General features: G+C 70.0%; 19 protein-coding genes and 3 pseudogenes. 8 read left to right on the top strand and 14 right to left on the bottom strand.

Annotated features, from left to right (window positions below; genetic code table 11):
- Positions 1-10: 10 nt before the first annotated feature.
- From ACFPZJ_RS26080 to ACFPZJ_RS26070, 3 genes are read right to left on the bottom strand one after another with little or no spacing between them, the layout of a single operon-like run.
- Positions 11-1,042, bottom strand: coding sequence for an NAD(P)/FAD-dependent oxidoreductase (locus ACFPZJ_RS26080; protein WP_381026245.1), 1,032 nt, complete (start codon positions 1,040-1,042; stop codon positions 11-13).
- The gene (locus ACFPZJ_RS26075; RefSeq protein ID WP_381026243.1) at positions 1,039-1,554 is read right to left on the bottom strand and encodes an isoprenylcysteine carboxyl methyltransferase family protein; all 516 of its coding nucleotides are present in this window, start codon (positions 1,552-1,554) and stop codon (positions 1,039-1,041) included. The genes ACFPZJ_RS26080 and ACFPZJ_RS26075 overlap by 4 nt, the downstream gene beginning before the upstream one ends.
- A 9-nt stretch (positions 1,555-1,563) precedes the next feature.
- Complete coding sequence (locus tag ACFPZJ_RS26070) at positions 1,564-2,730, bottom strand: type III polyketide synthase (protein ID WP_381026679.1); 1,167 nt, start codon at positions 2,728-2,730, stop codon at positions 1,564-1,566.
- 100 nt (positions 2,731-2,830) lie between these two features.
- On the opposite strand from ACFPZJ_RS26070, the gene ACFPZJ_RS26065 reads away from it, so the two are divergent.
- Both ACFPZJ_RS26065 and ACFPZJ_RS26060 read left to right on the top strand, forming a co-directional pair.
- Positions 2,831-3,637: a UbiA family prenyltransferase gene (locus ACFPZJ_RS26065; protein ID WP_381026677.1), complete on the top strand. Its 807-nt coding sequence runs from the start codon at positions 2,831-2,833 to the stop codon at positions 3,635-3,637.
- Positions 3,638-4,001: 364 nt separating this feature from the next.
- The gene (locus ACFPZJ_RS26060) at positions 4,002-5,030 is read left to right on the top strand and encodes a phosphatase PAP2 family protein (protein ID WP_381026240.1); all 1,029 of its coding nucleotides are present in this window, start codon (positions 4,002-4,004) and stop codon (positions 5,028-5,030) included.
- A 695-nt stretch (positions 5,031-5,725) separates the two neighbouring features.
- Here the strand turns inward: ACFPZJ_RS26060 and ACFPZJ_RS26055 are convergent.
- The 7 genes and pseudogenes from ACFPZJ_RS26055 to ACFPZJ_RS26025 all read right to left on the bottom strand — a co-directional run.
- Positions 5,726-6,505 (bottom strand): annotated as a pseudogene (locus tag ACFPZJ_RS26055) (class I SAM-dependent methyltransferase); the annotation flags it as partial.
- Positions 6,506-6,975: 470 nt separating this feature from the next.
- Positions 6,976-7,884, bottom strand: a complete 909-nt coding sequence (locus ACFPZJ_RS26050) for a helix-turn-helix domain-containing protein (RefSeq protein ID WP_381026238.1) — start codon at positions 7,882-7,884, stop codon at positions 6,976-6,978.
- 392 nt (positions 7,885-8,276) lie between these two features.
- Positions 8,277-8,573, bottom strand: a complete 297-nt coding sequence (locus ACFPZJ_RS26045) for a GlsB/YeaQ/YmgE family stress response membrane protein (RefSeq protein WP_381026236.1) — start codon at positions 8,571-8,573, stop codon at positions 8,277-8,279.
- A gap of 295 nt (positions 8,574-8,868) precedes the next feature.
- Positions 8,869-10,899, bottom strand: coding sequence for a spermidine synthase (locus tag ACFPZJ_RS26040; RefSeq protein ID WP_381026230.1), 2,031 nt, complete (start codon positions 10,897-10,899; stop codon positions 8,869-8,871).
- A gap of 302 nt (positions 10,900-11,201) precedes the next feature.
- Entirely contained in the window at positions 11,202-11,777 is a 576-nt protein-coding gene (locus ACFPZJ_RS26035; RefSeq protein ID WP_381026227.1) for a hemerythrin domain-containing protein, read from the bottom strand.
- Between the two features lie 348 nt (positions 11,778-12,125).
- A complete protein-coding gene (locus ACFPZJ_RS26030; RefSeq protein ID WP_381026224.1) occupies positions 12,126-12,416 on the bottom strand; it encodes a hypothetical protein in 291 nt (96 codons plus the stop codon).
- A gap of 190 nt (positions 12,417-12,606) precedes the next feature.
- Positions 12,607-12,809: pseudogene (locus ACFPZJ_RS26025) on the bottom strand (SpoIIE family protein phosphatase); the annotation flags it as partial.
- Positions 12,810-13,415: 606 nt separating this feature from the next.
- Between ACFPZJ_RS26025 and ACFPZJ_RS26020 the strand changes: the two are divergent.
- Together ACFPZJ_RS26020 and ACFPZJ_RS26015 are read left to right on the top strand one after the other, a co-directional pair.
- Positions 13,416-14,513, top strand: coding sequence for an ABC transporter substrate-binding protein (locus tag ACFPZJ_RS26020; protein ID WP_381026222.1), 1,098 nt, complete (start codon positions 13,416-13,418; stop codon positions 14,511-14,513).
- 236 nt (positions 14,514-14,749) lie between these two features.
- Positions 14,750-17,393 (top strand): annotated as a pseudogene (locus tag ACFPZJ_RS26015) (SpoIIE family protein phosphatase).
- Positions 17,394-17,564: 171 nt separating this feature from the next.
- Here ACFPZJ_RS26015 and ACFPZJ_RS26010 read toward each other — a convergent pair.
- A complete protein-coding gene (locus ACFPZJ_RS26010; protein WP_381026218.1) occupies positions 17,565-18,248 on the bottom strand; it encodes an esterase/lipase family protein in 684 nt (227 codons plus the stop codon).
- A 559-nt stretch (positions 18,249-18,807) separates the two neighbouring features.
- On the opposite strand from ACFPZJ_RS26010, the gene ACFPZJ_RS26005 reads away from it, so the two are divergent.
- A complete protein-coding gene (locus ACFPZJ_RS26005; protein ID WP_381026216.1) occupies positions 18,808-20,019 on the top strand; it encodes a S8 family peptidase in 1,212 nt (403 codons plus the stop codon).
- A gap of 86 nt (positions 20,020-20,105) precedes the next feature.
- Complete coding sequence (locus tag ACFPZJ_RS26000; RefSeq protein WP_381026214.1) at positions 20,106-20,885, top strand: alpha/beta fold hydrolase; 780 nt, start codon at positions 20,106-20,108, stop codon at positions 20,883-20,885.
- 124 nt (positions 20,886-21,009) lie between these two features.
- Here ACFPZJ_RS26000 and ACFPZJ_RS25995 read toward each other — a convergent pair whose 3' ends face one another.
- Complete coding sequence (locus ACFPZJ_RS25995) at positions 21,010-21,384, bottom strand: hypothetical protein (protein WP_381026213.1); 375 nt, start codon at positions 21,382-21,384, stop codon at positions 21,010-21,012.
- The gene (locus tag ACFPZJ_RS25990) at positions 21,381-21,959 is read right to left on the bottom strand and encodes a TetR/AcrR family transcriptional regulator (protein WP_381026210.1); all 579 of its coding nucleotides are present in this window, start codon (positions 21,957-21,959) and stop codon (positions 21,381-21,383) included. Before ACFPZJ_RS25990 ends, ACFPZJ_RS25995 begins: the two co-directional genes overlap by 4 nt.
- A gap of 334 nt (positions 21,960-22,293) precedes the next feature.
- On the opposite strand from ACFPZJ_RS25990, the gene ACFPZJ_RS25985 reads away from it, so the two are divergent.
- Together ACFPZJ_RS25985 and ACFPZJ_RS25980 are read left to right on the top strand one after the other, a co-directional pair.
- Entirely contained in the window at positions 22,294-23,256 is a 963-nt protein-coding gene (locus tag ACFPZJ_RS25985) for an alpha/beta fold hydrolase (RefSeq protein WP_381026207.1), read from the top strand.
- 176 nt (positions 23,257-23,432) lie between these two features.
- The gene (locus ACFPZJ_RS25980) at positions 23,433-24,977 is read left to right on the top strand and encodes a GMC family oxidoreductase (RefSeq protein WP_381026205.1); all 1,545 of its coding nucleotides are present in this window, start codon (positions 23,433-23,435) and stop codon (positions 24,975-24,977) included.
- Positions 24,978-25,522: 545 nt separating this feature from the next.
- On the opposite strand, the gene ACFPZJ_RS25975 is transcribed toward ACFPZJ_RS25980, so the two are convergent.
- Positions 25,523-26,836, bottom strand: coding sequence for an ABC transporter substrate-binding protein (locus tag ACFPZJ_RS25975; RefSeq protein WP_381026202.1), 1,314 nt, complete (start codon positions 26,834-26,836; stop codon positions 25,523-25,525).
- Positions 26,837-26,838: the final 2 nt, after the last annotated feature.

Below are 26,838 nucleotides of genomic sequence, written 5' to 3'. Positions count from 1 at the left end.
ATGTTGACTCTCACGCCAGTGCGTTCACCACTGCCGCGAAGAGGCGTGGCAGGCGTGCGGCCGTGGGCGTGATGCGTGAAGCCAGCGCGGGCTGCTGTCGGGCTCTCACCAGAGCCTCTGTCAGGAGGCGGTGTCGGCGCGTCGCTCGGCACCAGTCGTTCTCGTAGCGGCTCGGTGTGCCCCGGCGCAAGTTGGCGACGAGGGCCTCCGCGCCGCTGAGGGCCAGGGACACGCCCTCACCGGTCAGTGCGTCGATGTATCCGGCGGCGTCGCCGACGAGGAGGGTCCGCCCGTGGACGCGAGCACGGGCTCTCTGGCGCAGGGGTCCCGCGCCTCGTACCGCGGTGACGGCCGTTTCCGGGGGGAGGCGCGCAGCCAGGTCGGGGAAGTCCTCCAGTTGGGTGGTGAAGGGGGCTCGTCTGGTCGTCAGCAGGGCCACGCCGACGAGTGCGGGGCCGAGCGGGGTGACGTACGCCTCCGCGTGCGCTCCCCAGTGCACCTCGACGTAAGGCGACCAGGGCGGCACGGCGAAGTGCCGGCGCAACCCGTATCGGGGTGTCCCGCGAGTCGTCACCTGCAGACCGAGGGAACGGCGTACGGGTGAGTGCAGGCCGTCTGCGGCGACCAGCCACCGGGCACGCAGGCCTGTCCCGGGCAGGGTCACGCCCGCGGCGTCCTGCAGCACGTGCTCCACCCGCAGGGGCAGCACGGGCACGTGGGCGTCCATGACGGCTCGGTGCAGCGCTCCGTGCAGATCGGTGCGGCGCGCGCCGAGCCCGGGGCCGTGCCGGAAGGCTGCCTCGACCTGGCGGGCTCCCTGCACGTAGCGGATGCCCACGACGGGGTGGCCGGGGACTTTCAGGCCGAGGGCGGTCAGTGCGCGGACTGCGCCGGGCATCAGCCCTTCACCACACGCTTTGTCGACCGGCGCCGGGCGTGGCTCGGCGACGACGGTGTCGAGTCCGGCCCGCGCGGCGTACAGCGCGGTCGCCAGGCCGGCGGGTCCGCCTCCGGCGATCAGGAGGTCATGGCAAGAGGTCACGCGGGCACCGCCTGGGCGAGTACGGCGTTCTCGCAGCGGACGCGGACACCGAGCAGCACCGCGTTGGCGACGGAGAACACCGTCGCCGTCAGCCAGGCGGAGTGCACCAGTGGCAGGGCGGCGATCTCCACGACGACGGCGAGGTAGTTCGGGTGGCGCAGGAAGCGGTAGGGCCCACCGCCTACCAGACGGGCTCCCGGAACGACGATGACCCGGGTGTTCCAGTACGGCCCGAGTGTGGCGATGCACCACCAGCGCAGAGCCTGGGCCAGGACGGCGGCCCCGAGCATGGGCCACCCCAGCGCGGGCAGGAACGGCCGGTCGGCGAGTACGGGTTCGAGCAGACAGCACACGAGCAGACCCGTGTGCAGGACGACCATGACCGGGTAGTGACCACGGCCGCGCTCCACACCGGCGCGGGCGAGGGTCCAGGCCGCGTTGCGCCGCGCCACCACGAGTTCGGCGACGCGTTCGGCGGCGACGGCGAGGACGAGTAGGGAGTACCACGACACGAGGGCTCCTCACCAGCGCAACAGGACGAGCTCGGAGCAGAATCCCGGGCCCATCGCCATGAGCAGTCCCCACGCACCGGGAGCGAGCCGACGGGACTGCATCGTGTTCTGCAGGACGTGCAAGACGGAGACGGAGGACATGTTCCCCACCGTCGCGAGGGACTGCCGCGCGGAGTCCAGAGCACCGTCGGGCAGACCGAGCGTGTCGGTCACGGCGGCGAGGATCCTGGGGCCTCCCGGATGACACACCCAGGTCGCGATGTCCTCGGTGTCCAGGCCGTGTTCGGCCAGGAAACCGTTCACGTGTCGGCCGAAGTGATCCCGCACAAGACCGGGAACAGATGGGTCGATCACGACGCGGAATCCGCTCGCGCCGACGTCCCACCCCAGGAGCTGTTCGGTGCCCGGATACAGGCGGCTGCGTGTGGCGACCACCGAGGGCCCGGTCATGTCCGGCCCCGCACAGCCGCCGTCACTGCGTCCGTCACCACCGCTGCCGCGGCCTCGTGCGACGAGTGCCGCCGCGCCGTCAGCGAACAGGGCACCGGCGACGAGGTTGGCGCGGGAGGCATCGTGCTGCTGGAGCGTCAGCGAGCACAGTTCGACGGTCAGCAGCACCGCGATGTCGTCGGGGTGCCCGCGCAGGTAGTCGTGGACCCGGGCGAGTCCGGCGGCTCCCGCCGCGCAGCCCAGGCCGAACACCGGCAGCCTCTTGACGTCGGACCGCAGTCCCACGCGCCCGGCCAGCCGGGCGTCGAGCGACGGGGCGGCGACACCGGTGATGGAGGCGCACACGAGCAGGTCGACGTCGGCCGGTCGGAGTCCCGCCTCCTGCAGCGCGCCGGTGAGGGCTTCCTCGGCCAGTTCGAGACCCGCCGCCACCCAGGCGTCGTTGCTCTGCCCGAAGTCACCCAGGGCGGCGTACTTTTCGATCGGCAGGGCGAGATGACGCGTGCGCACTCCGGCGGACGCATGCAGACGGCGCAGCACGCTGCGGTCGGCCTCCGCGGGAAGGCACAGATCACCGATCCGCTCGGTGAGGTCGTCCTGGGTGTAGCGGTACGGCGGTAGCGCGGTGCGAACGGCGACGATCGTGGTCGCCGCGGTGGGCGCGGCCGTCCGGTGCGGTGCGGGAGGCGGGACGGGGGCCTCATCGACGATCACGGGGACACGCATGTCGGTCATGCCTTCCTCGTTCCGGACCACCGATTACCTTGCTGACGTGTCTCTCCACCCGTCTGGAGTTCTCTCCCGCACGACACACCGTGTCCCGGTGTTGCTGCGCTCCTGCCATCTCGAGCCTGCGCTCGCCGTGACGGTGTTCGTCACCGCCTTGGCCGTGGCAGCGGGTCGCGGAGCGGCGGGGTCTGCGTCGGTGGCCGCGGCCGTGCTGTCCGGCCAGCTCTCGATCGGCTGGTGCAACGACGCGGCCGACGCGCGACGCGACACGGCCTGCGGGCGCCGCGACAAGCCGACGGCCACCGGCGAGCTGCCGCCCCGTACGGCGGCGGTCGCCGCCGTGACCGCTCTGGCGCTGTGCGTGCCGCTGTCCCTGTTGAGTGGTGCCGCCGCTGGAGCGGTACACCTGGTGGGGGTTGCCGCCGGCTGGTCCTACAACCTGCGGCTGAAGCAGACGGTGCTCTCACCGCTCCCCTACGCCGTGGGCTTCGCCTCGCTGCCGGCCTTCGTGACCCTCGGCCTTCCGTCGCCGACCTGGCCCGCCTGGTGGGCGGTGACAGCCGGGCTGTTGCTGGGTGTGGGGGCCCATCTGGTGAACGTCCTGCCGGACATCGAGGACGACCTGGCGACCGGAGTACGAGGGCTGCCGCAGCGATTGGGCCGGCCGGCCTGCCGGTGGCTGGCGCCTGTCGTGATGCTGGCGGCCCTCGGTGTGGTGCTGGCAGGGCCGCCCGGGCCGGCGGACGCCTCGGACCGGGTCCTGGCAGCCGTGGGCGGAACGGTCGCGGTCACAGGCACGGCTCTGCACTCTGGCATCCATAGCCGGTGGCCGTTCCGGGCGGCGATGGTGGTGGCCGCCATCGCTGTCACCCAACTTCTGCTGCGCGGCTCGGAGCTGGGCTGAGACACGCCCGGGACCGCCCTGGGCCGATCGGCCCGGCAGATCGAGGCACCGGCGAAGACCGGCGGCCCAGGCACCAGGCCGCCAACCGGCACGAGCCGACCATGCTGCCAGTGACCGGCGCGCCCCTGGGCAGGAGGCACGCAGCACGGCCCGCGCATCTCGGGCGCTGCTCATCGACCGCACGTCCACACCCCTTTGCGCCACGTTTCAGGCGTGCTGCGCTCTTCTCTGCCTCAGCTGCCCGTCGCCTGTTCACGGTAAGTCGGCCCGCGGTGACGACGAGCCCGCCCTCCCCGGCCCGCGACCCGCCAAAGGCGCGAGCACGGAGAGATATCAGTCGCTCACAAACTGTAATGTCGCTCGGGTGCGTACGGACCACACTGCGACCCGCCTGGACCGGCTCTTCGCCAGGCTGGACCGTGAGCCGGAGCGGCAGGCACACGTTGATGTGCCGAAGATGAGCCGGCACCGCATCGTGCTGCTCACCGTCACGCTGATCCTCTACCTGGCAATCGTCTGGGCCGTGCTGACCACGTCCCGGCTGGTACGGCTCGACTGGCAGCTGATGTTCTTCCGGCCGTACCAGCAGTGGCCGCAGCTCCACGCCTTCGCCGACCACTACGTGGTGCTCGGCCAGCGTGGCCCCACGGCGGTGCTGGTCGCCGCGTGGCTGGGTTGGCGCTCGTGGCGGCAGCACGTCTTCCGCCCGCTGCTGGCGCTCGCCGTCTCCCTGCTGCTGCTGAACATCACCGTCGGCGCCGCCAAGATCGGCATGGGCCGTCTCGGTCCGCATTACGCGACCGTGATCGGCTCGAACGAGATGGGCTCGGGCGGCGAGATCTTCCCCAGCGGTCACACCGCCAACGCCGTGGTGACCTGGGGCATCTTGGCCTACTTGGCGTCCACTCCGACAGCGCGGCGCTGGCTGTCCGCGCTGTCGGCGGCCATGGCGCTCGGCGTCGGCCTCACCACCGTCTACCTCGGTACTCACTGGCTCAGCGACGTCCTGCTCGGCTGGGCAGCGGGGCTGTTGATCCTGCTGGCGCTGCCCTGGTTCGAGCCACTGATCGCCCGCGCCGAAGCGTGGCTCCTCGACCAGCGCGGCCAGTTGCGGGCTCCGTGGCGCGCCCAGGGCGGCTACGGCGCGCCCGCGCCGGCCGGTCGGGCCATGGTGCTGAGGCGGCGTTCCCCTTCTGCGGCTGAGGGCTTGGCGCGCGACACGATCTCGTCGGCGGCCCACGCGTCCCGAACGCCGGACCAACCGGCTCCGTGTCTGCACTCCCCCCGCTCGGAACGCACACCGGTCACCCCGGTCGGCGCCCACAGGCCACCGCGCGCCGACGGCATGTCGCGCGGGACGACCTCGGCGGCCCGACCTGTGACAGGCGGCTGACCAGCACGCGCACCCTCACGAAACCGTGCGGGCACCCACCGCCCACACCGACGAAGACCCCGGTCCCTGCTCGAGTGGCCAGCCGGCGTGCAGGCGCGGCCGTTTGGACGGACAGCTCCGTACCCCCGGGGAAGAGGTGCCGCAGCAAGCCGTTGGTCTTCTCGTTGGAGCCACGCGGGGGGCTGACTGGGCCCAGCAGTGGACCCGGATGACAGTGCCGACCCCGGAGCAGCGGCAGCGGCCCATCCCCGGTCATCCATCGCTTGAGGTGGTTGGCAGCGTCTGGACCGGCTCCACCGAAACACTGGCGCTGCGGCGCGCGACGGCGGAGCTGCGCCGGGCGCCGCCGGTCGCCGCGCCTCGACGAGCTCCAGCGCAGCTCACGTCAGCCCTTGATGGCCAAGTACTTGCAGATCCGTCCGCGCCTTGCGGACCCCGACCCCCGTCGTCCGTCTGCACTGGGGCGTTGCAACGACCCGCAGAAGGGGGGCTCTTCTCACCCAGACTCCGGGGCCGTTTCCTCACGAGCGCGCATCAGGCCTTGCAGCGTCTGGTCACTGCTGCGACGAGACTGACCGATGACTGTCTTGCTGCTGCTTGTTCGACCACGACGACGTATCGCCAGCCGAGTCCGTGACCTCCGGCTTGCGCCTGGGCAGCGCATCGGATTGGTCCGGGTCGGGCAGCGGGGAGCGGCTCACCCTGATCTTCGACTGGCCGTGAGGCCGCTTCTCCCAGTCGTCCATGAAACGCGCGTACAGACCGTGCCTGCGGGCCAGGCCCAGGAGGGTCTCGGTGCGGTAGTAGAAGTCCTCGCGCAGCACTTGGTGCTCGGTACCTTCGGTGCGGTCGAAGGTGAAGTCGAAGAAGCCGCTGTCCGTCAGAATCCGGCCGACGTGGGCGAGGCACTCCTCGATCACATCCAGCGGCGAGTGGGAGAAGACGCTGTGCGCGTGCACGACGTCGAAGTGATCACTGGGGAGAAAGTCGAGGGTGAGGTCGCCGGTGAGGGTCAGGTGCGGCAGCTTGTCCTGCAGGCCCCGCTCGACGAGCGTCTTCTTGGCGGCGATCAGGATGTCCGGCGAGATGTCGATGCCGTAGTAGTTCCCCGCATCGAGGTAGTCGATGAAGCGCCAGCCCCCGCGCAGATTGCCGCAGCCGATGTCGAGCATCCGGTGAGCGGGGCGCAACCCGTGCTCGATCAGGTAGTCGAACTGCATCTGCCCGAGCGCCAGCCAGCGCTCGTGGGTCTGGCTGCCGACCGCTGCCTCCGGGTTGCGGCGGGTGTCGGAGGCCATCACCGCCCGGTAGTAGCCGACGTGGTCGGGGTGCTTCAGGCGCAGCCAGGTGTCCCGCGCCGCCCGGCGGAGGTACGGGGTGACGCGGCCGGGGTGAGTCAGGGCATAGGCGACCTTGTGGGTGAGGGCGGAGCGGTTGCGCTGCAACTTCTTCGGGGACTTCGCATGGTGGGGCATGCCGGTGACCTCCGTACAAGGGGCGTCCCCGATGCGGGGAGCGACCTCGAAAGATGAAGACGAACGATGAAGACACGTGGGGTGACCGAGCGAGCATTACCAGTGCACCGGCCCGTCTCGGCTGGGCCGCGGGCCAATGTAATGGGCTGCGGCACGCGGCACACACCACCAAGCGCACGACGGCTACCCGGTCGCCTCTGCCTGCCTTTCGGATCACCTCGTGGTTGCGGGTTCCGCCCCCCACGTACGCGGCGTCGGCCGCCGGCCGCAGCCCCCCGCTCGGACATACTTGCGCCAGGGAGGACTGTTCGTACCCGATTGACAAGTATGCCCGGAAAGCAGTCAGCGTCCTTGCCCGTGTTGTCGCCGGGAGCGCCAGTCAAGGAGGAGTCAGTTGACGTTGCGGCGCCGACGGGACGCCCGGACCAGGTGGTCTCGACGCCCCGTGGCTCCTGACCGCACGCAGCACGTCACCCCGCAGACTGGGTGGGGTAAGGCTTCACTCGAGTCATGTTGTCCGTACTGACGCATGCTTCCATTTGCCGGTACGTGGCACAGACCTCAGCGTGCCGCGGTGCTTTTGCAGAGGGCAGCATCGGAGTGCGGACCATGGTCCCTGCAGACGGCGCGGTCCGCTTGAGGTGCCGACTCCCCATACTCAGAGCCTCACCGGTGTCGTTCTTCATATAGATCGAGACCAGAGCCGGATCATGGGAGATTTCCGCCCACAGGGACCGACATTGCAAGCTGTGAAAGAAATTGACCAACCCGGCTTCGGTCTTGACGCTGTTCACGCGCCTTCCGTCGTACAGGCACCCATGCTGTTCAGGATCCTTGCCTCGGCAGCCATCGCTCCCGCACGGACTGGATGCCGCCGCTGACCCAGAAGATGCCTTGACCACCTTGGGTCCTCCAGCAGGCATGGCGATATAGGCAACGCCGGCAATGACCACGATCACGAGCAGAGCCACCGTCCCGACGACCCCGCGCCGGCGCACCGGCCATGCCGGCCATCGCGACCACCACGGCACCTGCTCAGGCGCTCTCTCGCCGTCGCGCGTCGCCGAGGCCACACGCTCGTCGCCCTGTGTCCCGGATGCGGCAGCGATCCGTTCCCTTGCCCGGATCCACGTCCGCATCTCCGCCGGCCCCACCCCACAGGCTCGCAGAAACGCGATCAGCAACTCCGGGCGCGGCGTGGTCCTGCCGCTGAGTACGTCAGCCAGGGTGCTGCGCGCCAACACGTCGCCATGCTCGGCTGCCCGCTCTTCCAACTGGCGGTACGTCAATCCGGTGCACGCCTTCAGCTGCCTCAAGGCAACAGCAAACTCGCCGGCATCACGGGCCTGCTCCGGTCGTAATTCCCCCAAGCTCTCCATACGGTCATGCTGGCCGCGTCGAACACCCACGGACAACCCGGGTTCCGGCCTCTGGCTGCCTCGCCCAGGCGGGATCCGGACAAGCAGCTGACCAGCCCGGACGGATGCGGCAGCCCGAAGCCACGGCCCGCACAGAACCGCCGCCCGATCATGCGGGCGGCGAGCTGTTGGGCGCACACACAAAGTCGAAGCGCCTCGCATCCACCGCGATGAGGGCGACAACCCGATGGACGGCGCGTGCGTGCGGGTCACAGACGGACAGGGTGGGCCAGGGCGAAGGGTGGGTGCCGCCTTGGCCGCAACGGCGAGTGCTCCCGTCCGAAGACGGGAGCACTCGCGTAACGCGATCCACGCCGCTTGCACCCGGCCGGGCGGCCGGCTGCTCCAGCGTCTTATGCGTGGACGTGCCCGCGCCGGTGTCCGCGGCCGTGACCGCGGCCGGTGAACAGCCGGTACAGCGCGAGCAGAATGACGGATCCGACGATGGCCGCGATCCATGTAGACAAATCAAAGAAGCCGTCGATCGAGTCGACTCCGAACATGACCTTGCCGAGGAAGCCTCCGAGCAGACCACCGGCAATACCTATGAGCATGGTGACGATGATTCCGCCCGGGTCCTTGCCCGGCATGAGCGCCTTGGCAATAGCCCCGGCGAGCAGACCGATAACTATCCACGCGATAATGCCCATGGCGAGGTTTCTCCTTGCTGTCGGTTCGCCAGACGTGTTTCCAGAGAACACCTCGTCAAACAGCAGTCAGTGGATTGGCCGGTCGCAGATCAAGTTTCGAGGCCACCGTACGGACAGACTCACGCCGCTGCGCCGCCGGCCGGCGGGCGCCGAACCGGCTGGTGACCCGACATCCCATCCCTGACTCCGACCGCTCGCTCCCCCATCTCGACGAGCCGATCACCACCTGGTCAGCTTCCGGACTGCCCGCGCAGCCCTCGAAGAGACGGTCCACTCCCAACGGCGATCCAACCGATCATGATGGCGATGGTCCGCCAGGGGCGTTGACGGCCACCGACTCGTCCCGCACCCGCGTTGCCCGCACGCCTGTCCCGCGCCCGACGATGCGCATGGCGACGCACGCACCCAGATACAGCGCGGCCACGACCAGCAGCAGCGCCTGGTAGCCCGTCACCAGGGCCAGGTATTCGAGCGCGCCCCCGGTCAGCGCACCGAGCAGGTTCGCGCCGAACGCGGACGTCGGGTCGGGGGCGAGTGCGAGGCGGTCCGAGAAGATGAGGTTGGCGCAGAAGATGGGGGTGAAGGCCAGGGCGATGGCGCAGGCGAGCCGGCCGGCGAACGGCAGCGACAGCACGGCGTGCGCCGGGACGAGCCAGGCCACCGCGAGGGAGCCGAAGAGCATGAGCTGCAGCACCAGCTGGTTGACCCGCCGCAGCCTGCGCCGGACCTCTACCGCCGCGAGGACGGCGAGCAGGACCCCGAAGAAGACGAGGGCGTTGACCAGCCAGGTCGTACCGAAGTAGAGGGCGAAGCCGATCACGTTCTTCGTTTCGAGCAGCATGAACGCCGCGCCCAGCAGGAACATGTCGGTGTACCGGAATGTGCTGCGGATGCGAACCCCGGTCAGCCGCACCGACACCAGCGTCACCAGAAGGATCGCCCCCAGGGCTCCCAGATAGAGCGTGGGAATGTTCCGATGGAGCAGATACGGGAAGGGGTGGTCGTCGCTCGCCGCCGCCGGGACCGCCCCACTGGGCTGCCAGATGTGCTCGCAGGACTGGTCGGCGGGCGTCATCCCGGCGACCAGCACGGCCGCGTGCTTGTTGAACGTCGTCATGCAGGGGGCGTGGCCGTAGATGTCGTCGAGGGTGCCTGCGAAGCGGTCGACCAGCCAGCTCTTGCGGTAGTAGTTGTACATGGCGAACGCGCCGTTCGGCGCCAGGTGATCGCGTGCGGCCTCGAACGCCTGCTGGGTGAACAAGTAGCTCTCCAGCCGCAGATTGCTCGCTCCGGCCACCAGCGTCAACGAGTCCGGCAACGCGAGGATGATGAGGTCGTACTTGGTCTTGGTCCGCTCGAGGAAGGCCCGTCCGTCGTCGATGTGGACGTGCACCCTGGGGTCGTCGTACGGCCTGGCGGGGTGCAACTGTGCGCCGATCTGCTGCAGCCGGGGATCGATCTCCACCGCGTCGACGCGTTCCGCTCCGTGCGCCAGGGCGACGGCCACGTCATTGCCGTTGCCGGCCCCGATGACCAGCACGCGCTTGTGCGGGTTGCGTGGTGTCTGCTCGTACGCCTGACGGTAGGGCGAGTTCTCCCGCAGCAGCACCGGGAGCGGCGCGGTGCTCTGGTGCGGGACGCCGTTGGCGGAGATGTTGTACGTGCGGTTGGTGGTCGGCGACGCTTTGAGCTGGATCTTGTAGTAGGGGGACCAGGAGATGCCGGACGTCGCCGTCTCCAGGAACAGCGCCGCCACCATCGCCGTGAGGGGGATGCCGTACAGGAGGGTGTTGCGCCGTCCGCCGAGGATCAGCAGGGCCACGGCGGCGAGTACGCCCCATACCACCGACGGGGCACGCAGCCAGGACAGCACAGCGAAGGACACCGAGCCGGCGATGCTGCCGAGCAGGTCGTAGCGGTAGGCGTCGAGCGAGGGAAGCTGCCGGAAGAGGTCGGCTGTGATCTTTCCGATGCCCGCCATGATCACCGCGGTCAGCAGGAAGATGGCCGGCAGCGTCACCCACTCGGGCAGGCCGGTGGTCTTCACGGAGGTGAAGTAGATGACCTCACTGCTGCTCTGACGTACCTGCACCGGATACTCGCGTACCAGGATGACGAGCAGTGCGAGCGGGATCGGCGTCCAGCGTTTGAGCCACTGTCCGCGCGCGGCGGGGATCAGGAACCCGATGCCGATGCCGAGGAACGATCCCAGCAGGATGAAGTTCGAAAAATAACTGAGGTGGACGACGTTGGCGCCCGCCCATCTGATCAGCGCCAGCTCGACGAAGAGCATGGTGGTGCTGGCCAGCACCAGCCTCCAGCGCACCGATCTTTCCGTTTGTACGGATTCACCCCGCTTCATGCGGATGTACGGTGCCATCTGCACCACGGTGAAGTCGAGATGCCTTGCCGAGGGGCCACTGGATCGCCCCTCGATCGCTGCCCGCCGGTGTGTACCGGGAACGGCCGGAGAGGGCCTGGCCTGAGCACAGGTGCGCGCCTGCGACGAGCAACCGCAGTACGTTCAGGTCGACGGCACCGTCGAGCGGTGCGATCGGACCGGCTACGGCCGGGCCGACCACTCCGGCGGGTTGGCCCGAGGCCGCAGCGGTGGCCTCCGGCAGTCGCTCAGCTCTGCTTGCCCATCACCTTGCGGACGGCGTCGCGGGCCCGGTCGACCACGGCCGCCACGGGCCCGACAGCGAGGTTCTCCGCCGCGGTCTCCACACCCGGATGCGGGCGGGTGGGCGCCATGGCCTCGGCGGCCCGGACAGCTGTGGCCATCATGCGGAGCTGCTGCGCTGTGGCGTTCTCGCGCAGCCGGGGAAACTCGTGCTGTTCCTCGGAGGCCGCGTGGCGCAGCACTTCCGCGCGCAGCTCCCGGAAGAGGGGCATGAACTCGGGGTCGTCGGTGCTCATGTCATCGAGGCGGCTCAGCTTCTGCTTCGCGGCCCTCTCTTCCTCCAGACGGTCGTCCACCACCTGCTGACCGCCCTCGAAGAGCCGGCGGGCCGAGGGGTGGACCACCTCTTCCTCAGCGGTCTCGTGGACAGCCAGGAGACGGACGAGTCTGCGGAAGGCGTCCGCGCGGTCGCCGGCAGCCGCGTTCTCGACCTGGGCGAAGAGGTCACGGATGTGGTTGTGCTGCTGCATCAGCAGGGTCACGACGTCGTCGCTCTCGCCGGTGTCGTCAAGGTGAGGCATGGCGTCAGTCAAGGGGACCTCCCTGGGTTCCGTTGCGACCGCGTCGAACCGGAACCTCGGCCGAGGCTCCGGCTCCGTCCAGGTTGTGCCAGGTGACCGGCGGTCGCGACCGCGCAGGTCCGATCGGCGGCGTGACGGCGATGCCACGCCGGTCGAGACCGTGCACGACCAAGCCCATCGGGCACCGGAGGTACAGACCGCCGAGAATCGGGCCACCCGCCAGCAACATCGTTGGGCACTTACGGCGGCCTGCGCTGCCGCCATCCGCAGCGGCAATGTCGGCAACGGCTGCGAACGCTGTGGCCGCTTCGCCGAGTCAGGCGTGGTGCGTGGGGGCAGGCCCAGGCCTCAGAACTCCGGGGTTCCCGTCACATCCCGTCCGGTCCGCACCCGGTAGGAGATCCGCAGCCCTACAGGCCCGGAGGCGCGGATGCTTCCCCAAGGGATGGTCTGGCCGGTCTTGAGACCTGTGAAGTTCTGGTCGTCCACCAGATCCAGATTCACGCCGTTGAGGCGCCGGCTGAGGGTGAGGGTGTCGCGGGGTTCCTTGATCTCGACCGTGCACTGCCTGGACACGGCGATGTCGAGCACTTCCAGACCGCTGTTGCCAATGGTGCGGACTTTGTCGCGGACCGCCATGGAGAGTCCTTTCGTCCGGGAAACCGTCGACGGACAAGAGCTGCGACCGAGCCTGCCCGCCGCCTTAAGGCGGCGCCCATCAAGAGGCCCGAACGGGTGACGGCCAGCACGACCGGGGCGTTGCCGACTGTGAGGCCACCTCGGCCTCGTCGGTCATCAGGCTGCAACGCCCTGGACCGGCTGCGCAGCGTCAGAGACGGATGACGCTGAGAGCGATGTCGTCCGGGGCGCCCCGGCGACTTCGAGGCGGGTCAGCAGCGGGTCGGCCAGTCGGTCCGGGCCGAGGGCGCTGTGGGCCAGGGCCGTGGTCAGACGCGCCAGGCCGGCGTCGATGTCCTCGTCGCGGCACTCGATGAGGCCGTCGGTGTGCAACACGAGCGTGTCCCCGGGCGAGACCACGGGCGAGAGGAAAGCACTCATCGAGCTGTTCCTGAGCAATTTCACCCACCTCACAGAGGGCCGCCCGCTACGCACACCGCCGACAAACGACGCGGATACGTGGTGGACGGCACCACGACTCACTGAGGCAGGGCGCTCGTAATTCGGGCCTCGTGGTCGCCCCGCGTGGAAGTCGGGGAACGCCGACCGAAGTGGCACAGAGAATGACAGTGAAACGAAGGGCCGTCAAGACGGGTAAGCGAGCACACCCCCGGCGAAGTCGTACGAGTCTTCTGTGACCCGACATCTGTAAAGAATCGACTTTTCCTGCTACACACGTACGAAAGCTTCGCGAAGAAAGATCCATCGAATGGTGATGCCCTACCGCGAACGTGATGGGATGCGAAGCGGGGAAGCACCTGCCGTCACCTGTCATCCCCCTCGGGATGCCCAGGTGTCGGCGGGTGAGGCCCGGCACCGCCCGTACGTGAACACACCGTGGCCTGCACGGCCGGCACAGAACCGGCTGCCTTTCGCCACGGCGGACCCACAGCCACGCTGCGCGCCGAAGCCGAAGGCGCTGCCGACCACCACTGCATCCAGACCCATCGGAGGCAGACGGTGAGAAAAGGCGTCGGGATCGACCGCAGAGCGTTCCTCAGCGGAGTCGGCGGCGTCGCGGCAGGCGTCGCCACCGCTTCGCTCACCGCGTGCCAGTCCCGCGCCGAACGGAACGCCACCGGGACCAGGAGCACAGAGGTGCTCATCGTCCGTGACATCGGCGGCGCTTATGGCGAGGCGAATCGAAAGGCCCTCTACGACCCGTTCACCAAAGAGACCGGCATCCGGATCGAAGTGGTGAACATGTTGCACGAGCAGATGCTCGCCGAGGTGAAGCGGGGCCGCCCGCCGTGCGACGTCACGGACACCAACATGTCCCTCCTGGCGCTGTTCCAGCAGAAAGGCGTCACCGAGGAGCTCGACTACGAAAGGTTGAGAAACGCCGCGAACACCGGCATCTCCGAGTCCCTGCTCACCTCTCATGGCGTGGGCAAGGCGTACTGGGCCAGTGTCCTGGCCTACCGCGCCGACGCCTTCGGCGGGCGAAAGCCGGAGTCCTGGGCGGACTTCTGGGACGTCGGGGCGTTTCCCGGCCGGCGCGCGCTGCAGAGCTCACTGGACTGGCCGGAGCTGGAGTTCGGCCTGCTGGCCGACGGTGTACCGGTCGACAGGCTGTACCCCCTCGACGTGGACCGTGCCTTCAAGGCCCTCGACGAGATCAGGGGCTTCGTACAGGCATTCTGGGAGAACGGTGCCGCGCCGGCCGAGCTGCTGAACCGTAATGAGGTCGTGGCCTCCAGCGCCTGGCTCGGTCGCCTCCGGCCTCCGACCGGGCACGGCTCCCCGCTCGCGTACACGTGGAGCGGTGCCCGCCGACAGAGCAACGGCTACGGAATCCTCAAAGGCGCCGCGAACACCGACGCCGCCTACCGGTTCATCGACTTCGCCCTGCGGCCCGACGTGCAGGCCCACTTGGCCCGGATCCATCCCAACGGTCCTGTCGTGCCCGCCGCCTACGCGTATCTGTCCGAGACCACCGCCGCTCACTTGCCGAGTACTCCCGGGCACCTGCGGTCCGGATTCGACCTGGACGTGGCCTGGTGGCTCGAGAACAGGGACGCGGTGACCAAGCGCTGGCAGGCGTGGGCACGTGCCTGAGCTCCAGGTGCGCTACATGAAGGGGAACGGCTATGGGCAGAGCAGGTGGCCGGCTCTCGGTCTCTCGATCCGACCCGTACAGCGGTCGGGACGCTCGTTCCGCACGGGCCTCACGACGGCCTGGGGCGCACGACCTGCGTCGGGAGTCCGGAGGCCGGTCACCGGGGCCGCGCGCGTCCTCCTTGCCGAGGGTACGCAGCGTCGCGGGCCAGGTGTTCCTGCTGCAGCTGGGGATCATGGTGCTGTTCGCCGCGGCCGCGGGCGTGGCCCTCGTGCTGCAGGCACGGAACGCCAGCACGCAAGAGGCCCGGCAGCTGGCCGTCGGGGTCGCCCAGACCTTCGCGCACGCCCCGGGAACGCTGCAGGCCATGAAGTCCGGCGACCCCAGCAAGCTGATGCAACCGGGGGCGGAGGAAGCCCGGAAGGAATCCGGAGTCGACTACGTCGTAGCGTTCGATCCGAACGGTTTCCGCTGGACCCACCCCGATCCCGGGCTGATCGGGAAGCACGTCTTCGCGCTGCGCCGGGGCGCTGCGGCCGACCGGCCCTTCACCCACACCTTCGAGGGCAGCCTCGGCCTCTCCGTGGACTCGACGGTCCCCGTCTACGACACCGACGGCAAGACCATCGTCGGCTTCGTGTCGGTCGGCATCACCGTCGACAGCGTGAACGACGTGGTGCAGGGTCAGCTGCCGCACCTGCTCGGCTTCGCCGGCGGCGCGCTGGCGGTCGCGGCCGGTGGGACGGCGCTGGTCTCGCGGCGGCTGCGGCGGCAGACGCACGGCCTGGATCCGTCCGAGATGACGCGGATGTACGAGCACCATGACGCGGTGCTGCACGCGGTGCGGGAAGGGGTGCTGATCCTCGGGGGTGGCGGACGGCTCCTGCTCGCCAACGATGAGGCACGGCGGTTGCTGGACCTGCCCGCGGATGCCGAGGAGCGCCGTGTCACCGACCTGGGCCTGGCCGCGGGCACCGCCCAGCTGCTGGTCTCGGGCCGGGCGGCCACCGACGAGGTGCACCTGGCCGGCGACCGGCTGCTTGCTGGCGGTCAACATGCGGCCGGTCGACCCCGACGGCAGGCCCGCGGGCAGTGTGGTCACGCTACGCGACACGACGGAGCTGCGGGCGCTGGCAGGCCGGGCCGAGGTGGCCCGGGACCGGCTGTGGCTGCTGTACGAGGCGGGTGTGCGGATCGGCACCACGCTGGATGTGGCGCGCACCGCTCAGGAGCTGGCCGAGGTGGCGGTCCCCCGGTTCGCCGACGCCGCCACCGTCGATCTGCTGGTTCCGGTCCTGCGGGGTGAGGAGTCGGCCGGACCCGCGCCGGAGATGCGCCGCGTGGCCGTGCACGGCGTCGAGGGTGCCCGGTGCCTGGATCCCGCGGGGGAGCTGATCCGCTGCGTGCCCAGCTCGCCCGTGGCGGCCGACGCCGATCGGGGCCGCGCCGTCCTGGAGGCGGACCTGACCGCCTCCGACGGCCGACGGGCCGCTCAGGGCCCCGAGCGCGCCCGGCGGGTGCTGGACCACGGTTTCCACTCCCTGGTCACCGTGCCGCTCCAGGCCCGCGGCATGGTGCTGGGCACGGTCGGCTTCTGGCGCTCGACGAGTGATCCCTTCGAGGAGGAGGATTTGGCCTTCGCCGAGGAGCTGGCCGCGCGGGCAGCGGTGGCCATCGACAACGCCCGGCGCTACACCCGCGAGCATGCCCTGGCCGAGACCCTCCAGCGCAGCCTGCTGCCCCGGTCCCTGCCCGACCAGTCAGCCGTGGACGCCGCGCACCGCTACCTGCCCGCGCTGGACGGAGTCGGCGGTGACTGGTTCGACGTCATCCCGCTGCCCGGTGCCCGGGTCGCGCTGGTGGTCGGGGACGTGGTCGGCCACGGCCTCCACGCCGCGGCCACCATGGGGCAGCTGCGCACCGCGGTGCACAACTTCTCCGCCCTGGACCTGCCCCCGGACGAGCTTCTCGGGCACCTCGACGAGCTGGTCACCCGGATCGACAGCGAGGAGAGCGCCGAGCGGGACACCGAGGGCGTCACGGGAGCCACCTGCCTCTACGCGATCTACGACCCGGCCTCCGGGGCGTGCTCGCTGGCCCGGTCCGGGCATCCGGAGCCGGCCCTGGTGCTCCCCGACGGCACCGTGGAGTACGTGCCCGTGCCGGCCTCCCCGCCGCTCGGGCTGGGCGGCGGGGAGCCCTTCGAGACGGCCGAACTCACCTTGCCCGAGGGTTCCCGGCTGGTCCTGTACACCGACGGCCTGATCGAGGACCGGGAACGGGGCATCGACGCCGGGCTCAAGGCACTGCGCGAAGCCCTGTCGCACCCGGGCCGGACCGCGGAGGAGACCTGCCAGGACGTCATGGACGCCCTGCTGCCGGCTCACCCGGGCGACGACATAGCCCTGCTCGTCGCCCGTACCCACCGGCTCGAACCGTCCCAGGTCGCCGAATGGGACGTGCCGGGCGATCCTGCGGTCGTCTCCGCGATCCGTGCGCAGGTCGCCCGCCGGTTGGAGGTCTGGGGGCTGGGGGAGATCGCGTTCACCACCGAGTTGGTGATCAGCGAGTTGGTCACCAACGCCATCCGCTACGGCACCGCCCCGATACGGCTGCGGGTGCTGCACGACCGCAACAGCCTGATCTGTGAGGTCGCCGACGGCAGCAGCACCTCACCGCACCTGCGTCGGGCGGCGACCACCGACGAAGGCGGACGGGGACTGTTCCTGGTCGCCCGCTTCGCCCAGCGGTGGGGCACGCGCTACCTGGACCGCGGCAAGGTGATCTGGGCCGAACAGTCCCTCCACGGCCCGGAGGCCGACGCCGAGGAAGCGACGGCCGACGCCCTGCTCGACCAGTGGGACGACACTGCCTGGTGACCGCCCTCGGTGCCGTACGCACCGGGCCGCTCCCCCCTCACTCCCCTCCTCTGTGCGCCTCTCTGCGCCGTCGCCTCGTGGGGAACGGGCGCATGCGCCACCACTGATGGTGGCGCAGCGCCCCGCTTCACGCAGGGGAGGTGCCCTGCTGACGACCTTCTCCGACACGCCTCACGAGTTGACCATGTCCCGGGTCTGGGCGTAGACGGTCCCGTCGGTGGTGAGGGCGTTGTGGCTCAGGCAGGCCGTCCGGGTGTTCGCCGCACCGGACAACGACACGCTGCTGTCGGGGTTGATGATCGTGTCGCACGGCGACCACCAGGTGGCATAGCGCGGCGGACCGGGCGTCTCGTCTCCGGAGTTGAGGTCGTTCAGGAAGGCCGAGCCGATACGCATCTCGACACAGGAGGTGTCGGTGCAGGTGTCGGCCCAGTCCGTGCCGTGGTTGGGTCCGCCGAGTGACACCCAGGCGTCGATCTTCGACGCGCCTGCGAGGTTCTTGGCGTAGTAGCGGGAGGACAGTCCGCCCATGGAGTGGGTGATGACGTCGACCTTCGAGGCCCCGGTGTCGGCGAGGAGTCCGTCGATCTCGATGGCGAGCTGCTGGGCCGTGGTCGCGTTCGACTGGCGCCAGTCGTAGCTCCATTGCCGGAGGTGGCCGGAAGGCCAGCCGTCGTTCTGGAAGCGGCTCACCATCGTGTTCCAGATGGATCCGCTGGAGTTGTAGCCGTGGACGAAGATGATCGGGTTGCTCGACGGGCGGAAGGCGGAACTCCCGGCGGCGCGGGCGGGCGCCTGCCCGAGGAGCAGGAGGAGAGCGGCGGCTATCGGCGCCAGGGCACGGGTTTTCTTCACGACGACCTCGCGGCGGACGGGGACCGGGGACTGACTGCGAAGCTGCGGGGGGTGGCATGGAGAGAAGGCCATGGCAATCGCGCGTCCGCTCCGGGTTACGGAGGCGACCGCAGCTGACAGCGGAACAGTCCGGGCACGCCGAGCGGACGAGCACCGGTGCCGTACAAGGGTGGCCAGATGTTACCGGCGGGTTCAGGCCAAGAGTCAAGGACCTTGCAGGGCTGAATCCTGCTGTCGGTGTTCAGCTCGCCCAGCCGCCGTTCGGCGCCTCCGGGAGGCACGGTCATCTCCGGCCCTGGGCGGTGCGCGATGACGGCATGGCCGAGTCGGCGCCGATCGCTGCCCGCCCGGCAGGGGCACCGGCAGCCCGCGGCCGACACGCACCGGCCACGTGTGGGCCGAGCAGCCCAGCCCCACGACACTCTTACGCGGTAAGTCATACAAATGCGCGCGGCCCTGCGTCACACGCATGGCATCTCGTCAATGAACGGTCTGGCCGTTCTCGCCAGAGCGACAGCGAAGATCGTCCAGGAGTCGGCTCCCAGGAAGGGTCGTCAGCATGCGAGAAGCCTTCACCGCCCGGCGCTGGATCGTCTCAGCCGTTGGCGTGATCGTCACGGCCCTCGCCCTGGGGAGCGGAGCCGGTCTGCCCGCCGAGGCGGCCCCGGCCGTCGAGAGGACCCCCCTCAACGAGAACTCTCCCTACGGCATTGACAACAGTTACATCGTCACGCTGAAACCCTCCGCCAAGTTCAGAGCGGCCTCGGAGGAAGGCAGTCGGTTCGCGGCCAAGTACGGTGCCACCGTGGAGAGGACCTACAACTCCGCGGTCAACGGCTACGCCGTCCGCGTCAGCGCGGCGGGAGCCAGGAGTTTCGCGGCGGACCCGGCTGTCGCCTTCGTAGAGAAGAACCAGAAGGTCAGCCTCAGCTCGACGCAGGTCAACCCACCTTGGGGCCTGGACCGGATCGACCAGGCCAGACTGCCGCTGAGCAGGACGTACACCTACCCCGACACGGCTGGTGCCGGCGCGACGGTGTACGTCATCGACACCGGCGTACGGATCACCCACCAGGAGATCAGGGGTCGTGCCGAGTACGGGTACGACGTGATCGACCGGGACACCGTCGCCGCCGACGGCAACGGACACGGCACCCATGTCGCCACCACGGTCGCCGGCGTCACGTACGGCGCCGCGAAGGCCACGAGGATCGTGGCGGTACGCGTCCTGGACAACAACGGTTCGGGCACCACCTCGGGCGTCATCGCCGGCGTGGACTGGGTCACTGCGCAGCGCGTCCGCCCCGCCGTCGCCAACATGTCGCTCGGCGGCACCGCCAGTACCGCGCTGGACACCGCGGTGAGGAACTCGATCTCATCCGGCGTCACCTACGCCGTCGCCGCCGGCAACTCGAACACCAACGCCGCCTACTCGTCACCGGCGCGCGTAAGCACCGCCCTGACCGTCGGCGCCAGCACCAGCACCGACTACCGAGCCGCCTACTCCAACTACGGCTCTTCTGTGGACCTGTTCGCCCCCGGATCTTCCATCCCCGCCGGCTGGTACACGAGCGACACGGCCACGGCGATCCTCTCCGGCACCTCCATGGCCACCCCCCATGTCGCGGGAGCCGCGGCCGTCTACCTCACCTCACACCCCACAGCGAGCCCGGCAACCGTGCACAGCGCTCTGGTCAGCGGAGCGACGACGGGGGTGCTGCGCAACATCGGCACCGGCTCACCCAACAGGCTGCTCAGGGTCGTTCCCTAGTCCGGGGTCTGTGTACTCCAGGTGGCCGCAGGCCGGCGGCACACGGCGAACGGCACCTGGCGGGCGCGACCGGTCCGGGAGGTGCGGTGACACTGGAGTGGATCAACCACGACGTCGACGGGTTGCTGGTCCGTGAGGCCCGCGATGCGGCAGTGGCCGATCATGGCCGGGTGCTGCTGATCCACGGTGCCCTGCACGGCTGGTGGGCGTTCGAGCGGTGGATGCCGGTGTTCGCGCGGGCGGGCTGGACCGCGCTGGCGATGTCGCTGCCGAACCACGCGGGGTCCCGTGCCGTCGCCGCCCGTGACTACCTCCGCCTCACTCCCCAGGACTACGCGGACGCTGCGCTGGCGGTGCTGGAGCGCACGGCGCCGCGGGCTGCCGTGCTCGGGCACAGCATGGGCGGTCTGGTCGCGCAGCTCGTGGCGGAGCGTTCCTCGCTGAGCGGGCTGGTGCTGGTCTCCTCCGTAGGTCCCGGCCGACTGGGCCGGATGCGCAGCACCCCGTATCCGACGGACCGTCCGGTCACCGTCAGCCGCGACCATGTGCGCGAACAGTGGTTCCGGCACGTATCCGAAGCGGCTATGGACTCTGTCATGGCACGGCTCAGCCCGGAGTCGCCCACGGTGATCAACGCCTACAGCGACGGGAGTGTCCACGTCGACACGGCTTCCATCCGCTGTCCGGTCCTCGTCGTGGGTCCCGAGGAAGATCGCTCACCCGTGCATGACGCCCGTGACATCGCAGAGCTGTACGGCGTGGCCCCACTGCTCGTACCGGACGTCGGCCACGACATGATGCTGGAGGATGCAGGGCTGCACGTCGCCTCCACCATCGCCGCCTGGCTCGACACCCACGCCAGGTGACACGGCGGCGTGTGCGGCGAGCCGCGCCATGCCAGGCGGAGCGTTTCGCTGCATCACCGCCTCTGAGCACCCCGGAGGAACGGCCTCGCCGTACGAGGCGTCCGAACGAGCCGGGTACGGCCCTCTACAGCGCTCCGGTCCCGGCCAGCACCGCCACCGGGAGCAGCAGCAGCCACTGGGGCAGCCGCAGCAGGGGCCGTGACCAGCCCGCGCGAAGCGTGATGACCAGGAACACAGCCGCGTACGTGAGGAAGTGCGCGGCGATGAAGAGGACGAGCGGTGTGTGCGGAGTGGGGTCGGCGGCGAGGGCGATCAGGGCGGCTCCGCTGAACAGCAGGTCCGCGCTGACGAAGTGCCACACCGCGTGCAGCGTGCGCAGCGGCTCGGCGTCCAAGCCGCTGGCCAGCAGGGGGCGGACCACGTCACGGCCTCCCGCGGTGATGTGGATCAGGGCCGTTGCGGTCGCCAGGACCCCTGCGGCCGACAGCCATCCGTTCATCGGCTCTCGATTCCCTTGGCGGCGATCCGGGCGATGTCTTGGGCCAGTTCGGGGCCGGCGGACTCACCGAGGATGCCCAGCCGGAAGAACACGGTTCCGACGAGCCCGTCGAGCACCAGGTCCACGTCGACGTCCGGGCCGGTCTGCCGTCGTGCGTGGGCCCGGTCGAAGACGACGGTCAGGCGCTGTTTGGCGGGTTCGAGGAAGGCGGACCGGATCCTGGCGCGCAGGTCGGATGCTGCGGCGAAGTCCGCCAGCAGGCCGGGCAGGGCCGCGACGGCGGCCGGCGTACTGAACTCGTCGATCAGCTGCTGGACCAGGACGGTCAGGTCGCCTTCGAGGCTTCCGGTGTCGGGGACGGGTGCGGCGTCGCTCGCGGTGAACACGGCCTCGTAGACGAGCTCCGCCTTGCCGGACCACCTGCGGTAGATGGTGTCCTTGCCCACTCCGGCCCGTGCCGCCACGGCACCGAGGGACATGGCGGCGTACCCCGACTCGGCCACCAGCTCGGTGACGGCGGCGAGGATCGCCGCGTGAGCCCGCTCATCTCGTGGGCGCCCAGGACGAGTTGTCACTGCTTCCATGACTCCTTTTTACCATACGGGTCGTCCCGTATGGTAAGTCGGCGTCGGGCACTTCCTGGACCTCGCGGCACTTCCCTCCGAACCGGCGCGCCCCGCTACCGCTGTCCAGCGGGCATCGTCCGGCCAAACCGCACTCCGGGGCCGGTTCGGCGCGGCCGCGCCTCCAGGTCCAGCCGATGGCGGCAACCAGGAGCCGGGGGCGTCCAGTTGAAACAACGCCTTCTGAGCCATTCCCCGGCAATCATCGGCGCACCAAGGTTCGTTGACATACAGAATGGGCCCCGTCAGGCGCGCTCCGACCCGGCTCTGACACACAGAGGGACGGATGGGGGAGACATCGATGAAGATGCGGCTGGTCTGGGGTGGCGCGGCGGCGGCCCTCGCTGTCATGGCGGCCGCGCGGGCAACGGCCGGCTGGATCGAGCGTCTGCCGGACCCCGTCCCGTACGAACGGCTTCGCCGCGAGCCCGAGGGCGAGGAAGTGTTCCTCTCCCGGCCCGACGGGACGGTGCTGCGCACCATCGTCGCGGGTGACGGGCCACCGGTGGTGCTGGCTCACGGCTACGGTGCCTCGCTCCTGGGGTGGAATCTGGTGCAGGCCACCCTGGTGGCCTGCGGTCACCGTGTCATCGTCTTCGATCAGCGCGGCCACGGAGGGTCGACGTTCGGTGCGGACGGCATCGGCTCCGGCCCCATGGCGCAGGACTACCTGGCGGTCCTGGAGCACTTCGACGTCCGCGACGCAGTGCTCGTCGGGCATTCCATGGGCGGGTTCCTCGCGCTTCGTGCCGTGCTCGACCACCCCGGCGTCGCCCGTCGGCTGCGCGGTCTGGTGCTGTTCGCGACCTGGGCGGGCCGCATCTACGACGGAGCACCGCAGAACCGGCTGCAGATCCCGTTGCTGGAGCGGGGCATCCTCCAGCGGTTGGCACGCACCCGCACGGGCGGAGTCCTCTTCGGCGCTGTTCAGTGCGGCAAGCAGCCCTCTCCCGCCATGATCGGGGCCTTCCGCGAGGTTTTCCTCCAGCAGGCCCACACCCCGCTCGTGCCGATCGTGCGGGCGTTCGCCCGCGAGGACCGCTACCCACGCCTGGCCGAGATCGCGGTCCCCACCGTCGTCATGGTCGGCTCGGCCGATCGCAGCACTCCGCCCCGCCACGCCCGACGCCTGGCCGACGGCATACCGGGGGCGCGGCTGATCACCGTGCCGGACGCCGGGCACATGCTGAACTGGGAGAGCCCCGACGCGCTGGTGCAGGCCGTCCTCTCCCTGCACGAGGCTCGTTGACCCCCTGCCTCGAGGAGGCGCCGGCGCCGCCGGGGCGCCGCTGCGGCGGGCAGTTGGGGGGCTGGTTCTCGACAGAACGCGAACCAGCCCGGCAATGGCCGACAGCACGGTGTGATCCGCCCGCCGATGCCGCTTGGGTAGAGGGGTCGAGCTACCGCGTCGGGCGAGGGGGCCAGGTGTACGACTACATCATCGTGGGTGCGGGGTCGGCGGGGTGTGTGCTCGCGCGCCGGCTCAGTGAGGACGAGAGCACGCGTGTTCTGCTCATCGAGGCGGGCCCCGAGGACGATGCCGCCGAAATCCGGGTTCCGGCAGCGTTCGGCAAGCTGTTCCAGACGAAGTACGACTGGAGTTACCTCACCGAGTGCGAGCCGGGGCTGGACGGCCGCCGCCGCTATCTGCCCCGCGGCCGGACGCTCGGCGGCTGCTCCTCGATGAACGCCATGATCTACATACGCGGCAATCGCCGCGACTACGACGCCTGGGCGGCCGGCGGCGCCGACGGGTGGAGCTGGCAGGATGTCCTGCCGTACTTCCTGCGCGCCGAGAACTTCACCGGCGCCCCGTCGCCGTGGCACTCCACCGGCGGGCCCCTCACGGTCAGCGAGGGCCGGTCCAGGCATCCGTTGATGGACGCCTATGTGACGGCGGCCCAGGAGGCGGGCCACCGCTGCACGAGCGACTTCAACGGGCCCGAGCAAGACGGTGTCGGCTACTACCACCTCACCCAGCGCGACGGGCTGCGCTGCAGCACGGCCGACGCGTACCTGCGGCCGGCCCTGTCCCGGCCGAACCTCGAGGTACTGACCGGCGTCCAGTGCACCCGCGTGCTCCTGAACGGCGACCGGGCGACCGGCGTCGAGGTGGAGCGGGACGGCGCACCGCTGTCCCTGCGCGCGGAACGGGAGGTCGTGCTGTCGGCCGGGGCCTACAACTCGCCGCAGTTGCTCATGCTCTCCGGGATCGGCCCGGGCGGTGAACTGACGGCCCTCGGCATCACGCCCCGCGTGGACCTCCCGGTGGGAGAGAACCTGCAGGACCATCCGCACGTCGGTCTGTCCTACCTCACCGACACCGAGTCGCTGTTCACCGCCGAGACACCGGACAACGTCCGCCTGTTGGAGAGCGAGGGCCGCGGTCCCCTCACCTCGAACCTCGGCGAGGCCGGCGGGTTCCACCGCAGCCGTGAGGGACTGGACGCCCCCGACATCCAGGTGCACGCCACCCCGGTGATGTTCCACGGGGAGGGCATCAGCCCCGTGACCGACCACGCCTTCATGTTCGGCGCGGTCCTCCTCTCCCCCACGAGCCGGGGCAAGGTCTCCCTGCGGTCCGCCCTCCCCAGCGCCAAACCGCGCATTGTGCACAACTACCTGACCACCGAGGAAGACCGTGCCACGATGGTCCGGGCCCTGCGGATGCTGCTCGACATCGCCGAGCAGCCCAGCCTGGTAAAGCACCGCCGTGCGAGTTTCCGCGTACCGCGCTCCACCGACGACGCCGGGCTGCTCGACTACGCCCGACGGGAATTGCACACCCTTTATCACCCGGCGGGCAGTTGCTCCATCGGCCCCGTCGTGGATTCCCGGCTCAGGGTGCACGGCGTGAACGGCCTGCGGGTGGTGGATGCCTCGGTGATGCCCACCGTGGTGCGGGGCAACACCAACGCTCCCACGATCATGATCGCGGAGAAGGCCGCGGACATGATCCGCGGTCTTTGATCTCCGGCAGGCCAAGCGGCCCGTGCCGCCCGGCAGCGGGAGGCGACCGGAGTCATCGACACCGGCGGTCGCCGGGCCCCTGACCGGGCAAGCCCGGGTGGGACGGAGGCCGACAGCTGGCAGGCGGCCCGGCCCGGCTCGCCGCCCGGCGGTTCACGAGGCGTCGCTGCCTGTGAGCATTGCGTGGCGCTTCGGACTTCCGCCGTCGGCCGCCGCCCCGGGCCGCCGGCAGCCGGGGACTCAGCCGTCGCCCCGCGTCGAGGTGAGTCCGAGCACCAGCGTCTCGTGGGCGGCCGGTGCGATGTCCGCCGGCCGGGCTCCGCGTGCCGCGGCAGGGCCCGAACGCCCCGGCGAGCCGGCAGCGGGAGCGTCTGGCCGCGATGGTCGGTTCCGGCCCGTGCGGCGAGCGGAGCCGCCGTGGCCCGCTGGTTCGAGCCGGGTACGGTCCTGGAGACTGGACCACTGCGCGTGGCCCTGCTGGCACTCGCGGCCCACCACGGCGTTCCGCTGCCGGGGGCCCAGGGCGAAGCCGCCCCCCCGCCGGCTCAGTCGACCGGGGAGCCGAACTCCTTGCGGGTGTCGACCGGTTCGCCGAAGAGCTGCCAGCGCTCGCCCTTGAACCGCATCAGCTGCATCGTCTCGATCGGGAAGGCGTCGTCGGGCCCGGTGGAGAGGGTGACCCCGGGCAGCAGCATGTCCACCTTGACGTCCTTCAAGTCGCGCACCGCGTCACGCAGCCCTTCCCGCGTGGGGCACTTCATCGCGTCCAGCGCCTTGTGCAGGCTGGAGGCCACGGCCCAGCCGTAGGCGTTGAACTGGTTGGCGGGGTCGGCGTCGGGCGCGTGCTTGCGCAGGGCCTCCCGGTACGTCTTCATCTCCGCGTCGTCGGCCCACTGCGGGTCGGCGGGGTCCTTGAAGTAGGTCGCCGAGACCAGGCCCTGGACGTTCTCGAAGCCGACGGGCTTGAGCACAGTGGCGGACGCGGACACGGCGTTGACGATGTGCAGCGGGTTCCACTTGGTGTTCTTGGCGTCGGCGGCGAGGGCCTGACTGCCGAACTTGGGCGTGGTGATGTTCAGCAGCACATCGGCCTTGGAGCGGGCGAGGCTGGTCATCTGCGCCGAGACGGAGGGGTCGGTGACCTCGTAGCTCTCCTCGGCGACCACCTTGACGCCGCTGCCGGCGACGGCCTCCTTGAACCCGCCGAGCAGGTCCTTGCCGAAGTCGTCGTTCTGGTAGAGGACGGCGACCTCGGCCTTCGGCTTCTCCTCCTTGAGGAACTTGGCGTACACCCGTGCCTCGGACACGTAGTTGGGCTGCCAGCCGATGGTCCACGGGTGCTTGTCGTCCGTACCCCACAGGGACGCACCGGTGGCGACGAAGGGCTGCGGCACCTTCCGCTTGTTGAGGTAGTCCCACACCGCTGCCGTGGACGGGGTGCCCAGGGTCTGGAAGATTGCGAAGACCTTCTCCTGCTCGACCAGTCTGCGGGCCTCCTCGACCGCCTTGGGCGGCTGGTAGCCGTCGTCGCGGACGACGAACTCCACGGTGCGGCCGTCGATGCCGCCCTTGTCGTTGACGTGTTTGAAGTAGGTGCTCACGCCCGTGCTGATCGTGCCGTACGCGGAGGCAGGTCCCGACAGCGGGTAGATGCCGCCCATCTTGACGGTCTTGTCGGTGATGCCGGTGGTCTGCTGGCCCTGGCACGCGCCGTCGGCGGCGGCGTCCTTGTCGTCCTGCCCGCGCTGGCTGTTGCAGGCGGTGACGGTGAGCAGGGCCGCGGTCACGGCCGCGGCCGCCCGCAGTGCGGTCGTCCTGCGCATGTGCTGCGTCTCGCGCATGGGCTTCGTCTCACGCATGT

The sequence above is a fragment of the Streptomyces bullii genome (genome assembly GCF_042657145.1).
Classification (GTDB): domain Bacteria; phylum Actinomycetota; class Actinomycetes; order Streptomycetales; family Streptomycetaceae; genus Streptomyces; species Streptomyces bullii.
Note: the sequence above shows the minus strand (reverse complement) of the source record. Positions and strands in the feature narration are given on the sequence as shown.

Bases quoted from the DNA above. Each gene is read 5' to 3' on its own strand.
- ACFPZJ_RS26070 (WP_381026679.1), bottom strand. From the start codon at position 2,730: ATGCGTGTCCCCGTGATCGTCGATGAGGCCCCCGTCCCGCCTCCCGCA.
- ACFPZJ_RS26050 (WP_381026238.1), bottom strand. From the start codon at position 7,884: ATGGAGAGCTTGGGGGAATTACGACCGGAGCAGGCCCGTGATGCCGGC.
- ACFPZJ_RS26045 (WP_381026236.1), bottom strand. From the start codon at position 8,573: ATGGGCATTATCGCGTGGATAGTTATCGGTCTGCTCGCCGGGGCTATT.
- ACFPZJ_RS26035 (WP_381026227.1), bottom strand. From the start codon at position 11,777: ATGCCTCACCTTGACGACACCGGCGAGAGCGACGACGTCGTGACCCTG.
- ACFPZJ_RS26030 (WP_381026224.1), bottom strand. From the start codon at position 12,416: ATGGCGGTCCGCGACAAAGTCCGCACCATTGGCAACAGCGGTCTGGAA.
- ACFPZJ_RS26005 (WP_381026216.1), top strand. From the start codon at position 18,808: ATGCGAGAAGCCTTCACCGCCCGGCGCTGGATCGTCTCAGCCGTTGGC.
- ACFPZJ_RS25995 (WP_381026213.1), bottom strand. From the start codon at position 21,384: ATGAACGGATGGCTGTCGGCCGCAGGGGTCCTGGCGACCGCAACGGCC.
- ACFPZJ_RS25985 (WP_381026207.1), top strand. From the start codon at position 22,294: ATGGGGGAGACATCGATGAAGATGCGGCTGGTCTGGGGTGGCGCGGCG.
- ACFPZJ_RS25975 (WP_381026202.1), bottom strand. From the start codon at position 26,836: ATGCGTGAGACGAAGCCCATGCGCGAGACGCAGCACATGCGCAGGACG.